This window comes from Methylobacterium sp. FW306-05-D, assembly GCF_058782155.1.
This window is the reverse complement of sequence record NZ_JBYSXL010000101.1, coordinates 1-12,584: the sequence shown is the minus strand read 5'-3', so window position 1 is coordinate 12,584 and position 12,584 is coordinate 1. Positions and strand designations below refer to the sequence as shown.

General features: G+C 75.9%; 14 protein-coding genes. 3 read left to right on the top strand and 11 right to left on the bottom strand.

Annotated elements, in window-relative coordinates; translation table 11 throughout:
* Positions 1–123, bottom strand: a 123-nt coding sequence (locus tag AC3WLN_RS21890) for a glycoside hydrolase family protein (protein WP_492484811.1), incomplete at its 3' end; no start/stop codon positions are given.
* Between the two features lie 72 nt (positions 124–195).
* On the opposite strand from AC3WLN_RS21890, the gene AC3WLN_RS21885 reads away from it, so the two are divergent.
* Positions 196–468 carry a hypothetical protein gene (locus AC3WLN_RS21885; protein ID WP_492484809.1) on the top strand — a complete coding sequence of 91 codons (273 nt, stop codon included), beginning with the start codon at positions 196–198 and terminating at the stop codon, positions 466–468.
* A gap of 16 nt (positions 469–484) precedes the next feature.
* Here AC3WLN_RS21885 and AC3WLN_RS21880 read toward each other — a convergent pair whose 3' ends face one another.
* The 5 genes from AC3WLN_RS21880 to AC3WLN_RS21860 are packed head-to-tail and all read right to left on the bottom strand — an operon-like array spanning position 485 to position 8,241.
* Positions 485–2,005 (bottom strand): DUF2793 domain-containing protein, encoded by a 1,521-nt coding sequence (locus AC3WLN_RS21880; protein WP_492484807.1) that lies wholly within the window; start codon positions 2,003–2,005, stop codon positions 485–487.
* A 56-nt stretch (positions 2,006–2,061) separates the two neighbouring features.
* Positions 2,062–5,952 (bottom strand): baseplate multidomain protein megatron, encoded by a 3,891-nt coding sequence (locus tag AC3WLN_RS21875; protein WP_492484805.1) that lies wholly within the window; start codon positions 5,950–5,952, stop codon positions 2,062–2,064.
* A gap of 38 nt (positions 5,953–5,990) precedes the next feature.
* Positions 5,991–6,443, bottom strand: coding sequence for an NlpC/P60 family protein (locus AC3WLN_RS21870; RefSeq protein ID WP_492484803.1), 453 nt, complete (start codon positions 6,441–6,443; stop codon positions 5,991–5,993).
* A 7-nt stretch (positions 6,444–6,450) separates the two neighbouring features.
* Positions 6,451–7,344: a phage/gene transfer agent baseplate hub protein gene (locus AC3WLN_RS21865; protein WP_492484801.1), complete on the bottom strand. Its 894-nt coding sequence runs from the start codon at positions 7,342–7,344 to the stop codon at positions 6,451–6,453.
* 27 nt (positions 7,345–7,371) lie between these two features.
* Positions 7,372–8,241, bottom strand: coding sequence for a LysR family transcriptional regulator (locus AC3WLN_RS21860; RefSeq protein ID WP_492484799.1), 870 nt, complete (start codon positions 8,239–8,241; stop codon positions 7,372–7,374).
* Positions 8,242–8,390: 149 nt separating this feature from the next.
* Between AC3WLN_RS21860 and AC3WLN_RS21855 the strand changes: the two genes are divergently transcribed.
* Together AC3WLN_RS21855 and AC3WLN_RS21850 are read left to right on the top strand one after the other, a co-directional pair.
* Positions 8,391–9,005, top strand: a complete 615-nt coding sequence (locus tag AC3WLN_RS21855; RefSeq protein ID WP_492484797.1) for a glutathione S-transferase family protein — start codon at positions 8,391–8,393, stop codon at positions 9,003–9,005.
* Between the two features lie 437 nt (positions 9,006–9,442).
* Entirely contained in the window at positions 9,443–10,369 is a 927-nt protein-coding gene (locus AC3WLN_RS21850; protein WP_492484795.1) for a pyridoxamine 5'-phosphate oxidase family protein, read from the top strand.
* Here AC3WLN_RS21850 and AC3WLN_RS21845 read toward each other — a convergent pair.
* From AC3WLN_RS21845 to AC3WLN_RS21825, 5 genes are read right to left on the bottom strand one after another with little or no spacing between them, the layout of a single operon-like run.
* Positions 10,350–11,003: a phage distal tail protein, Rcc01695 family gene (locus tag AC3WLN_RS21845; RefSeq protein ID WP_492484793.1), complete on the bottom strand. Its 654-nt coding sequence runs from the start codon at positions 11,001–11,003 to the stop codon at positions 10,350–10,352. The two genes, AC3WLN_RS21850 and AC3WLN_RS21845, sit on opposite strands and share 20 nt — an antisense overlap.
* Positions 11,004–11,023: 20 nt before the next feature.
* Positions 11,024–11,599 carry a phage tail tape measure protein gene (locus tag AC3WLN_RS21840; RefSeq protein ID WP_492484791.1) on the bottom strand — a complete coding sequence of 192 codons (576 nt, stop codon included), beginning with the start codon at positions 11,597–11,599 and terminating at the stop codon, positions 11,024–11,026.
* A gap of 15 nt (positions 11,600–11,614) precedes the next feature.
* On the bottom strand, positions 11,615–11,833 hold the full coding sequence (locus tag AC3WLN_RS21835) for a phage tail assembly chaperone (RefSeq protein ID WP_492484789.1): 219 nt from the start codon (positions 11,831–11,833) through the stop codon (positions 11,615–11,617).
* On the bottom strand, positions 11,830–12,153 hold the full coding sequence (locus AC3WLN_RS21830; RefSeq protein ID WP_492484788.1) for a gene transfer agent family protein: 324 nt from the start codon (positions 12,151–12,153) through the stop codon (positions 11,830–11,832). The genes AC3WLN_RS21835 and AC3WLN_RS21830 overlap by 4 nt, the downstream gene beginning before the upstream one ends.
* Entirely contained in the window at positions 12,153–12,560 is a 408-nt protein-coding gene (locus AC3WLN_RS21825) for a phage major tail protein, TP901-1 family (RefSeq protein ID WP_492484786.1), read from the bottom strand. Before AC3WLN_RS21825 ends, AC3WLN_RS21830 begins: the two co-directional genes overlap by 1 nt.
* Between the last annotated feature and the right edge of the window lie 24 nt (positions 12,561–12,584).

Sequence of the window (12,584 nt, the reverse complement as noted above, 5' to 3'; positions counted from 1 at the left end):
CGGCCCGGCCGCCGAGGTGTGGCCGATGCCGATGGTCCAGATCCCGACGCTGTCGCGATAGGCGGTGAGCCGGCGTCCCTCCCGGGCGATGAGCACGGCTTGCCCGATGGCACTGAGAATCATGCCCTGTCTCCGATCGATTGATTGGGCGCTGGACTTGCGCGACACTTGCGGCGGTCGCGGAACGAGGCGGACATGCTGCGAAAGCTCATCTCGGCTGCACTGAGGCGCGAGACCGGGGCCGGCGCCAGCGCGCGCGAGGCGCCGCCGCCCGACGGGGACTTCCCGTTCCGGGATCTCTCGCCCCGGGCCATCCCACCCGAGAACTTGCCGCCCAAGAACTTCCCGTCCCAGAACTTCCCACCCATGCGGCCGCTCGAACCGCCTGCCGCCCAGAACGACAACCCGCTGGCGGCCCTCTGCGAGGCCGTCGAGGCCGACCTGCGGGCGGCCGGGTACCTGCGCTGAGCGGGGCCCTGGCGGGTCAGGGACCGGCGGCCGCCTCTTCCAGGGCGGTGAGACGCGCCTCGAAACCGCGGGCGAGGAACAGCAGGAGCTGGTCGGTGCGGAAGCCGTAGCGCTCGCCGGCCTCGCGGCCCGGAACCGCCGCCTGGGCCGGGACGGCGGGCGCGATGGCGAGGCCGTCCGCGCCGAGCACGGCGTCCGTGCCGGCGACCGCCTCGCGCGGGGCCACCGCGGGCCAGGAATCGCGGCAGACGAAGCCGTAGGCGAAGGGGTCGAGCCCCGCCTCCTCGAGCACCGCCACCGCCCGCTGGACGGTGAGCCCGACATGGCGCCGGGCCCCGTCCCCCTTCCGCGCCAGGGCCTCCCGGAACTGGAAGGTGCCGATCTCCCGGGCCAGGCGCCGCCCCGCGGCGATCTCGGCCGCGCTCAGGGGCGCGACCGGCGTCTTCTCGCGGGCGTCGGAGGTGCTGATCGCCCCGGTGCCGGCATAGAGCACCGAGGCGCGCAGCGCCGGCGTGCCGAGGCTCCAGGTGTTGTCCGCGGTGTGGGCGATGATGCCGGCCACCCCGAGCTTCGTCGCCAGGGGCGCAGGGCTGCCGAGGCCGAGATTGCCGTCCGGTCCGAAGCGGGCCACCTCGCGCAGGGTGCCGGGGCGGGTCCCGTCCGCCGGCTTGACGAAGATCGCGAGGCCGCCGGGAAAGCCGCCCGGCGCGCCGGCCGAGCCCGCCGTGCCGGCGAGCCCGGCGACGTTCCAGGACAGGCCGGCGCTGCTGGCCTGCAGCGTGAGGCCGCCGGCCAGCAGGCTGCCGTCCGTGGCCAGGTCCTGGGCCAGGCGCAGGGCCGGCGCTCCCAGGAGAGTCGTCGGCAGCGGGCCCTTCAGGTCGGTCCGCCCGCTGGCCCGGTCGATGCGCAGGGCCTCCCGGAGGCCGCCGGCATCGGGCGCCACCTTGATGGTGAGATCGTCGTTGCCCGAAAGTCCGATCTCGGCCCGCCCGGTGAAGGCGCTCTGGAACAGCAGGGACAGGACGTTGCCCGCGGCCTGCTTGTTGAGGGTGCAGCGCAGGTCGCCGGTGCCGCCCTCGGCCGTGGTCAGGGCGGTCCAGAGGGCGGTGTTCAGCTTGGCCGCGAACGGGTTGGCGGCGTCCGCCGTGGTGCCGATGCCGAGCCGCGTCAGGTTCTGGAGCTGCTGCAGGGTGGCGCGGAACCCGACCCAGCCCGCCGCCGTGCAGACGTAGAGTTCGTCCTCGTCGAGGAGCCAGGCGAGCCAGCCGGGCTTGGGCGCGAGGCCGCGCCAGCGCCCGTCCTGGAACCGGGCGATCTGGCCCGACAGGCCGGCCCAGGCCCCGGTCGGGGCGGGGCTGAGGACGAGGTAGCGGTCGCCCTCGGCCGGGCTCGCCGGCGGCGCGGCGAGATCCTTGTCGCGGCAGGCGAGCTGGACGACGGCGTCGAGGCCGGTCAGCGCCTCGTTGTGCGTGACGTGCTTCTGCGCCTGGGCCGCCGCGATCAGCGGCAGCGCCAGGTTGGGCGTGGTCTCGGACATCGGCCGGCTCCGGGCTTCTCTCGGGGGGCGGGATCGGGAATGGCGGGATCGGGGCCTCAGGCGGGCTCCACCGGCACCTGCGCCCGGGTCTCGGGGCCGGGCCCGGCCACGGCGCCGACCTGCGCCACCGCGATGTCGAGGCGGAGCTGGGGCGCGCCGAAATCCGCCGCCTCGTCCACCGCGGCGTAGAGGAGGTCGGGTCGGGCCGCCGTCAGGGTCTGGAGGGGGCGGCCGTCGGCGGCGTGGAGCGTGACCCGGTAGGCCTCGGGCTCCTCCGGCGGGATCTCGGCGGCCTCCCAGGAATCGCCGTCGCGCCGGGCCCGGCGCGTCCAGGCGAGGCGCACGCCCTCCGCCTCCCGCCGCGCCCGCAGGTGGACGGGGCTCAAGGGGGAGAGGGCGCCGAGCCCGGCCGTGGCGCGCAGGTCGACACAGGCCGGGTCGGCCGGATCGCGCTCGGCCGGGCCGATGCGGTAGCGGAAGGGGCGGCCGGCCTCGTCGAGGCGCTCGACCAGGGGGACCAGCGCCCCGTCGAGGCGCACGATCAGGCTGCCGGCCGGCGCGGTGCGGCCGGCCTGCGCCTCGCTGCCGGCGAGACCGCGCAGGAGCCCGGTGAGCCGGTAGGTCTCGGGCCCGATCAGCGCGACCCCGGCGGCCGCGATCAGCTCGATCGCCCCGTCGCCCGCGCTGCGGAGCGCGAACAGGTTGCCCCCGGCGAGCGCCGCCGCCTCGTCGATCGCCGCGAGATCGCCCGCGTGGCGCAGGCGGACCACCAGGGCCGCGCCCCGGTCGAAGCGCCAGAGGGGACCGGGCGGCAGTTCGCCCAGGGTCTCGCCGAGGCAGGCGGGATGATCGACGAAGCCCAGCGGGGCCAGCGGGGCGGCCTCGCCCTCCGCCCGCCAGATCGCCATCGGCCCGGGCCAGGGCTCGGCCGTCACCGCCAGCACCTGCAGGGCGGTCGGGGTGCCGCGGTCGGCCGGCAGGTCGAGGGCCACCGCGAAGGGCGGCCCGGCCAGGGCCGGTGCCGTCCGGCGGGGGCGCGGGCCGCTGGGCTCTCCGGCCCGCGGCGCCCGGCCGTGGAGGGGGACGCCCCGCGTCTCGATGGCGCGTCCGCGCGGGCTGTCGGCGATGCGCAGGATCCGGTGCGGCAGGCGCTCCCCCGGCAGGGCCAGGAGGTCGCCCGGCGCGAGGTCGATCCGGCGCGGGCTCAGGGTGAAGCGCGCGGTGTCGCGGGCCGCCAGCGCGGCATCGAGGGCGGCCTCCGCCAGGGCCTCGGCGGCGCCGCGCCGGATCACCACGGCGGCCTCCATCCGGGTCTCGCGCCGGCGTCGGCCGGTCGGGCGGATCGCGGCGGCGCTGGCCCGGCGGTACTCGGCGGACTCGCCGTCGGTGAAGCCGATCGCCAGGGAGCGCGGCAGCTCCGCCTCCTCGGCCCGGACCCGGGACAGGGGCGCCTCCGCGTCGCGCAGGACCACGAGGTCGTCGGCCGCGATGGGCAGAGCCGCCTCCCGGCCCGGCCCGCGCACGATCATCGTGCCGGCCCGGGCGGAGATGTCGAGGCCGTAGAGCTGCGCCAGGGGTTCCAGGGCCGCCCGGGCCGACATCGGCCGGTCGACGACGTAGCCGTCGAGGGTAGCCTCGGCGGTGATGGCGGCCGGCACCGCGATGCCGAGGTCGGACAGGATCGCGGCGACGAGCCGGTCGAGTTCCAGCCCCTCGATCCGCCCGGTGATCCAGTGGCCCACCGACCAGTTGCCGGCATCGGCCCAGACGGTGTCGAAGTCGGGAAAGGCCGGGTAGGGCCGGGCGTCCCAGCACCAGACGAAGATCGAATCCGCCGGCACCATCGGCCCGCCATAGAGGGGCGAGACCGGGTTGTGGGCGGCCTCGAAGCCGGGCAGGCCGGGGTCGAACCGCCCCAGGATCGCCGCGAGGCCGCGGGCCTGGATCAGGTCGTCGCGGGTGCCGCGCGAGGCGGGCGGACGCGCGTTCTCGGCGGATTTGGGGTCGGGGAAGACGTTGGGGCCGTTGGTGCCCTTGTCCACCGCCGGCACCCCGATCTCGGTGAGCCAGATCGGCTTTCCCCGCGGCACCCACGCCGTCGCGCGGGTCTCGAGCCCGCCGTCCCGCTCGACATGCGGGTTCGCCCACCAGCCGACGAGGTCCTTGGCCCGGAAGGTCCAGGGCTTGGCGTAGCGCCCGTCGGTGATCGGCGTGCGGACCTGCGCCGCCCGGTCGGCCGCGTCAGCGTAGAACCAGTCGTAGGCCTCGCCGGCGCCGATCCGGCCCTTGAGATAGGCCGGGTCGTAGATCGAATCCGCCAGCGCCAGGTCGGCATGGGCGTCCCCGTCGCGCCAGTCTGTCAGGGGCGGGTAGTAGTCGATGCCGACCGCGTCGATGGCCGGATCGGCGAACAGGGCGTCGAGGGGGAAGCAGATCGTGGCGCCCCCGTCGCGCACGTCGGCGCCGTACTCGGTCCAGTCGGCGGCGTAGACGAGCCGGACGGCCGGGCCGAGGGTCTGGCGCAGGGTCGAGGCGAGGCCGCGGAAGCCTTCCACGGCCGGATAGCGCCCGGCCTCGGCCCGCACCCGGGTGAGGCCGACGAACTCGCTGCCGAGGATGAAGCCGGCGAGCGGAACGCCCGCGGCGGCCCAGGCGGCCGCCAGCGCCGCGTAATGCAGCACGAAGGGGCGGTACTGCGCGAAGAAGGCCGCCACCTGCGCGCCGGCCGCGGCGGTGCCGTCCGGGCTCGCCGGCCGCCCGGGGGCGGGATCGCAGGTGATGCGCCCGCGCCAGGGATAGGCCGGCTGGCCGGCGGCGGCCGGGTCGCGCGGGTCCGGCAGGGCGTTGCCGGCGGGCACGTCCATCATCACGAAGGGGTAGAGCACCACCCCGAGGCCGCGCCGGTGCAGCTCGGCCACCAGGCGGGTCAGGCCCGCATCCGAGGGGGTGCCGCCATAGGCCGGGCCGCCGCCGGGCGCCGTGGAGACCCGCCTCGCCCCCTCGCGGCGCAGGCCCGCCACCGACCAGGCGTCGCCGCTCGTCGCCTTGGCGGCCTGGTCGACCCGGGGGGCGATCGTGCAGCGCCCGGCGCGCAGGTCGTCCCCGAACCAGCTCGCCACCACGGAGACGCGGGTCAGCCGCGGGCAGAGCGCCTGGAGCGCGTCGAGGGAGGCGGTGACGTCGGTGCCCGCCTGCAGCTGGAACCGGTTGGCCGGGCGGGTGGTGCCGTAGCCCGCCTCCTCGGTGACGCGCAGCGGGTCGAGGCCGAATTCGGTGGAACCGGGAATGAGGCAGACCGCCCGGATCATCCCGGCCAGGCCCGCCACGGGGCGCAGCACCTCGAAGGCGAATTGCGGGATGCGGTTGCCGAATTCGGCCAGCGCCAGGCGCTCGAACACCACGTAGGCGAGGCCGCGATAGGCGGGCGCGTTCTCTGTCCCCTCCTTGGCGACGATGAGCGGATCGGGTGCCTGGTCCGCGTCGCCGAGGTGCAGCCGGAGCGCCACCGTCGTCAGGTCGAGTTCGCGCCCGTCCGCCCAGACCCGCCGGATTCCCGCCACCGGGCCCTCGCACAGGCCGATGGCGAGGTCGACGAAGTAGGCGTAGCTCGTGCGCTTGACCCTGCCGCCGCCGATGCCCTTGCCGCCGGCCGGGCCGGCGGCGGTGCTCGCCACCTCCAGGGGCCGGGTCGCCCAGATCAGGGTGCCGCCGAGGCGAGCCCGGCCGTAGACCCGCGGGATCGGATCGCCCTCGGTGGAGCTCAGGCCCGCCACGTCCGACAGGCGCGGCCCCTCGACGGTGCGCCCGCCGGCGAGACCGCCGAACAGGGCGGCGTCGAGGCCCGAGCCCGCCGCCGCCCCGAGGGCGCTGCCGATGATCCCGCCGATCGGCCCGCCGAGCGCCGTGCCGGCCGCCGCCCCGGCGGTTTGCAGGATCAGCGTGGCCATGGCGGACTCCGGGAAGCGGGGGCGTCGGGCTGGTTCGGCTAGCCGCCGCCCGCGCCGGGGAAGCGGAAGACCTGGGCGAGGTGGCGCCGCCACCAGCCCGTCAGGGCGACCTCCGTGACGGCGGCGCCGTCATGGGCGTGGATCATCGTGCCGGCGCCCGTGGCGATGGCGCAGTGCCGGGCCGGCAGGTGGGCGCGGAAGCGGAACAGCAGGACGTCGCCGGCCGCGGGCGGACCGTCGACGGGCAGGAGGTGGCGCGCGGCCGCCTCCGCCAGGGGATCGCGCCCGGGCGGCGCGGATTCGGCCCAGGACGCGGCGTAGGGCGGGGCCGCCTCGGGCTCCGGGCCGAGGGCCTCGCGCCAGACCCCGCGCAGCAGCCCGAGGCAGTCGCAGCCGACGCCCCTGAGGGAGGCCTGGTGGCGATAGGGCGTGCCGATCCAGGCCCGCGCCAGGGCGACGATCGCCTCGGACTTCAACGATTCAGATGTCATGGCCCCCTCACCGGAACAGGCTGCCGCCGTCGAGGCCCGGGCCGGAGCCGGGGGCGGGGCGCAGCACGAAGTCGTTGCCCGGCAGGTGCGGGAAGCCCTGGAAGTTCGGCACGTTGGCGAACCGGTCGCGGCAGGTGGCGAGGCGCTTGTCGCAGCCGGCGGTGAGCCGGAAGCGGTCGCCCGGCGCCACCGGGCGGGGCGGCGCCTGCCAGAGCTCGAGGCGGATCGTCCCCGCCGCGCCGGCCTGGTCGCGGATCTCGGCCTCCTGTCCGGCCTGGCCGTCGCCGGTCCAGGCGAGGCGCCCCCCGGCGAACCACCCCGCCGCGAAGTTCCCCGCCAGGGCGACGTCGAGGCGGCCGGGCTCCGGCACCGCCAGCACCGTCCCGGTGGTGGCGAAGCGCCCGTCCGTGAGGTCCACGCGGCAGCGGGCATCGCCGAGATCCGCCCCGCAGGTGGCGCGGTAGGTCCGGCCGCGCTCGGCGTCGAGCTGGTCCATCAGCCCGCGCAGCTCGGCCACGAAGGCCGTGCCGGCCCGGCGCACCTCGCCCACCGTGCCGATCTCGAGGAGCAGGCGCGTCTCCGGCCGACTCCAATCCACCAGCCAGGTCTCCACCGAGGCGGCGTCGTAGAGCCCGCCGGCGATGTCGGCTTCGGTGAGCCCCACCGCCGAGAGCGCGCCCGCGACCTCGCCGCCGCCGATGGCGAAGCCGAGCTCGGCGGTTGCCTCGGCCGCCTCCAGCCCGGAGCGGGCCGCGTAGGTCAGGCCGCCGAAGGCGAGGTCGCGGTCGTGGTCGGTGAAGCCGAGGCGGGCGCCGTCGCGCCGGGTCAGGGCCCAGCAATGGCAGAGCGTGGTCGCCCCGCCGGCGAGATGCGCGGCGAGGTCGGGGGGCAGGTCGCGCATGGCGAAAAAATCCTCGCGGAGACCGCCTCAGGAGCGGTTCGGATTGACCCGCGGGTCGGCCCGCAGGCGGGCCACCGCGAGATCGATGAAGGCCCGTACCTTGGCGGGGGCGCGCCGCCCCTCGGGGCTCACCACGTGGACCGGCATCGCCGCCGCCTCCGGGTCGTCGAGGACGAGGCGCAGATGCCCCTCCGCCAGGGCCGCAACGACCTGGTAGGACAGGAGCTGCGCGATGCCCTGGCCGGAGAGCGCCGCCGCCAGCACGGAATCGATGGTGTTGCAGGTCAGCCGGGGCCGCAGGGCGACGGTCCCGGTGCCGGCCGAGCCGATGACGGCGTGGTCGCGCAGGTCCCGCATCGTCGCCGGCGTCCCATGCCGGGCGAGGTAGTCCGGCGCGGCGCAGAGCACCCGGCGCACGGTGCCGACCCGGATCGCCGCGAGGCCGGACTCCGCGAGGGGACCGATCCGGACCCCCACATCGGCGCCCTCCTCGATCATGTTGACGACCCGGTCGAGGAACAGCGCCTGCGCCGAGACGGCGGCGTGGCGCGCCAGGTAGTCGGTGATCACCGGCAGCACGTAGAGGCGCCCGAACTGCACCGGTGCCGTCACCGTCAGGGTGCCGGAGGGCGTGGCGTAGGAGCCCGCCGCGGCGGCCTCCGCCTCCTCGATCTCCGCCAGGATGCGCCGGCAATCCTCCAGGTAGCGCCCGCCCGCCTCGGTGAGCTTCACCGAGCGGGTGGTCCGGGCGAGGAGCCGCGCCCCGATCCGCGCCTCGAGGGCGGCCACCGCCCGGGTCACGGCCGGCGGGCTCATGTGGAGCTGGCGCGCCGCGCCGGCGAAGCCCCCGCTCTCCGCCACCCGGACGAAGACCCGCATCGCCTGCCAACCATCCATGCCGTCCCCCAGTCGGGCCCCGATTATTCCACTTTGCGGAAGAGTGGCTTGCGGGGAAAGCGCATTCTCCCCGCGCGGCTCAGGGTCTTGAATGCGGATGACGCCGGCACCCGGCTCGGGTGCCGACCCCATCCCCGAGGAGACCTCCCATGAAGCTGTTCCACGTCGCCCTGTCCGGCCACGCCCACCGGGCCCGCCTGTTCCTGTCCCTGCTCGGCCAGCCCTGCGACATCGTCGAGGTCGACCTCGCGAAGGGCGAGCACAGGGCGCCGGACTTCCTGCGGCTGAATCCCTTCGGCCAGGTGCCGGTGCTCGTCGACGGCGAGACGGTCGTGCCGGATTCCAACGCCATCCTGGTCTACCTGGCCAAAAGCCTCGGCCGCACCGACTGGCTGCCGGAGGACGCGGCCGGCGCGGCGCGGGTGCAGCGCTGGCTCTCGGTGGCGGCCGGCCCCATCGCCTTCGGCCCGGCCGCCGCCCGCCTGGTCACGGTGTTCGGCGCTAGCTTCGACGCGGCCGAGGTCATCGCCCGGGCCCACGTCATCCTCGGCCGGATCGAGGCCGAGCTCGCCGAGCGGTCCTGGCTCGCCGCCGACCACCCGACCCTCGCGGAGGTGGCGCTCTACAGCTACGTCGCCGCCGCGCCGGAGGGGAACGTCGATCTGACCCCCTACGGCGCCGTCCGCGCCTGGCTCGCCCGCATCGAGGCCCTGCCGGGTTTCGTGCCCTTCCCGCAGACTCCGGCCGGCCTGCGCGCCGCCTGAGCGTCTCCGGGGCGCCGCAGGCGAGCTCGGACCCGGAGGGGCGCGCCAGCGGCGTCCAATCCAGAACCGCCGACAGCGTAAAGTCTTGCGCCACCTGCGTTTCTGGATCCCAGGCTCCGCTGCGCGGCCCCGGGATGACGGGGTGCTGCGTGTGGATTTCCGGCCCGATCGCAGCCGAAATCAACCCTGTCATTCCGGGTCGCCGCAGGCGAGCCCGGAATCCAGAGCCGCTGACGGCGTAAAGTCTTGTACCACCTGCGCGTCTGGTTCCCGGGTTCCGCTGCGCGGCCCCGGGATGACCCGGTGCAACGCGTGGGTTTCCGACGAGCCGATCGGCATCTGCAATCCCCCTCCTTCCAACAAGGGCAGCACCCAGCGCCCGTTCCCGCCAACGCCCTTCCTCGGACCACGATCGGCCCCGTCTCAGGAGACAGCCCATGTCCTTCCCGGAAACCCACCCCGCCGCGCCCTGGCACGCGGGCGAGACCGCCCTCCAGGCGCATCTCGGCGTCGCCGAGCGGATGGCCGAGCTCGGCCCCCGCGTGATCCGCGACCACCTGATCGAGCAGCACCGCGCCTTCTACGGCCAGCTGCCCTACGTGGTGCTGGGCACGGTCGACCCGGAGGGCGGGGCCTGGGCGACTGTGCGGACCGGGGCGCCGGGCTTCCTCGACGCGCCCGATCCCGGGCACCTCCGGGTCCGGGTCGCGCCCGAACCGGACGATCCCGCCGAGGCGGGGCTGGGGGAGGGGGCCGCCGTCGGCCTCCTCGGGATCGACCTCGGCACCCGCCGGCGCAACCGCCTGAACGGCACCGTGGCGCGGGACCGGCCGGACGGCTTCTCGATCCGCGTGGCCCAGAGCTTCGGCAACTGCCCGCAATACATCCGGGTCCGGACCGATCCGGAGCTGGTCCCGGCCTCGCCGGCCGCGCCCCGGGTGTCGGATCGGCTCGACGGGCAGGCCCGGGCCCTCGTGGCGAGCGCCGAGACGTTCTTCGTCGCCAGCTACGCCCCCGGCGCCGACGGCACCCGGCAGGTCGACGTCTCGCATCGCGGCGGCCCCGCCGGTTTCGTCCGGGTCGGCGCCGACGGGGTCCTGACGGTGCCGGATTATTCCGGCAACCGGTTCTTCAACACCCTGGGCAACATGCTCGCCAACCCACGCGCCGGGCTGCTGTTCATCGACTTCGCCACCGGCGACCTCGTGCAGATGACCGGGCACCCGCAGGTGGTCCTCGACGCCCCCGACCGCGCGGACTTCCCCGGCGCCGAGCGCCTCTGGCGCTTCGCGCCCCGCACAGTGGTCCGGCGCCCCGGCGCCTGGCCGCTGCGCTTCGCCCCCGCTACGGCACGATCTCGATGAGCGGCACCCGCGGGATCTCCCCCGCGGCGAAGGCCGACAGGTCGACGGTGAGGTCGTCGGTGTCGAAGCGGACCGGGACGTCGAAGGCGAAGCCCGCCGTCACGCGCGCCCCCGCCCCCGGCACGGCGTCGGCCGCGAAGGTGAGGCGGCCGGTGGCGGCCTCGCAGGCGACCTTGGCCGGCGGCACCGCGACGCCGTTCACCGCCACCCGCACGCTCTCGCCCACCGGCTTGGCGATGGTCCGGCGATAGGGCATTGGCCCGGTGCCGTAGGTCTTGGCGAGCTGGAACACCCGGGTGGCCCCGTCCCCGAGGCCGAGGAGCTGGTCGGTGGCCGCGATTCCCCGCGAGGGCGGGCCGGAGGTCGAATCGACCCGGTCGCGGTAGCGGAAGCCGTAGAGCCGGCCCCGCCGCTCCTCGAAGAAGCTCAAGACCGCGTGCAGGGCGTCGAGGGTGCGGATGCCGAAGCCGGCATCGTAGCGCCGGCGCGAATCGGCCCAGCGGCTGTTGCGGTGCTCGCGGCCCGAGGCCAGGGTCACGATCTCGGTGAGCCGGCTCGGGCCGCCGCTGCCGCGCAGGGCGACATCGAGGGGAAAGCGGACCTCGTGGAAGTCGCTCGGCGGGTCGTCGGCCATGGTGCGTTCCTCCTTTCGCCTCAGAGGCCGCGGCGGCCGCGCGCCACCGCGCGGGCGAGGCCGGCGGCCACCTGCGCCTCCGAGCGGCGGAAGCTCTCGAGATCGGGGGTGGCGATGTGGATGGTCACGGGGGCGGAGGCCTGGCCCCCCGTCGCGACGCCGAGGCGCCCGTCGCTGCCGCGCTTCAGGGGCAGGATCGCCTCCGGCCCGGCCTCGCCCATCAGGCCGAGGCCGTCGCGCATGGGAAAGTAGGTGGGGGCGGCCACCACGCCGCCGGCCGCGAAAGGGCGCACGCGGCCCTGCTGGAGGGCGCCGCCCCGGGCGAAGGCCGTATCGCCGCCGCCCGCTCCCGCCCCGATCAGCCCGTTCACCAGCCCGGTGATCCCGGCCTTGACCGGGCTGAGGGCCGCCTTGATCGCCACGCCGGAGAGCTTCGTCGCCAGGGTGCCGAGCACGCTGTCGAGTTGGCGCCCGGCCCCGACATTGGTGCTGAGGGCCTTCGACAGGCTCTGGCCGAAGCGCTGGGCGAGGCGGTCGAGGGTCTCCAGCTGGCGGGCGCGGGCGGCGGCGATGCGGTCGGGTTCGGTCTCGGCCATGGCGGCCTCCTCGGGTCAGGTCGGGTCGGGGTAGCGGGCGATCAGGTCCCGAAGGCCCGCCCCGTCGAGGGCGGCGCGGGGTCCCGTCAGGCCGGCGGCGGCCATCAGTTCGCGCGGCGTGGCGCGCCAGAAATCGCGCGGGCGCCAGCGCAGGCGGCCGAGGCCCAGCGCCAGCGCCTCGTCCCACGGGAAGGCGGAGGGGGGCTCCGGCGCGGTCCCGCCCGTGGGGCTCAAGGGTGTTCGGAGGCCTCGCCGAAGGCCGCCGCGAGCACGGCGCCGATCGCCGTCCCGATGGTCTCGAGGTCGCCGGCCAGCGGCAGGGCCGCGACGGCGGCATCGTCGAGGGCGTGGCCGCCGCCGCGCAGGGCCGCGCCCAGGAGCGCGACGAGGTCGCGGCTCTTCAGCCGACCGTCGCCGAAGCGGGCGGCGAGGTCGGTCAGGTCGGCGGCCCCGAGGGCATCCTCGAGTTCGGCGAGCGCGCCCAGGGTGAGGCAGAGGGTGTAGCGCTCGGGGCCCAGGGCCAGGGCCACCTCGCCGCGCCTGCGGTTGGCCATCAGGCGGCCGTGAAGGCGAGGGGGCCGGCCGAGTCGAGGGCCATGTCGAAGGTCACCTCGCCGGCGTGATCCCCCCGGTATTCGAGGCTGGTGATCTGGAACGCGCCCTCCAGGGTGCCGAAGCCCGGCACCACGACCTGGTAGGTCTCCAGGGTGCCGTCGAAGAACACCTGCCGCAGGCGGACGTCGGACGCCTCGTCGCGGAACACGCCGGAGCCCGAGAGGGCGGCCCGGCGCACCCCCGCCCCGGCCAGGAGCTCGCGCCAGCGCCCGGCGGAATCGGCGTTGGTGACGTCCACGGTCTCGGCGTTGAAGGCGATCTGGCGGGCGCGCAGGCCCGCCACCGCCAGGAAACCCGCACCGTTCGAGATGCGGATGAGCAGGTCCTTGCCGCGTTGGGCTGCCATGGGGGGCTCCCGGGTTCGAGGGGT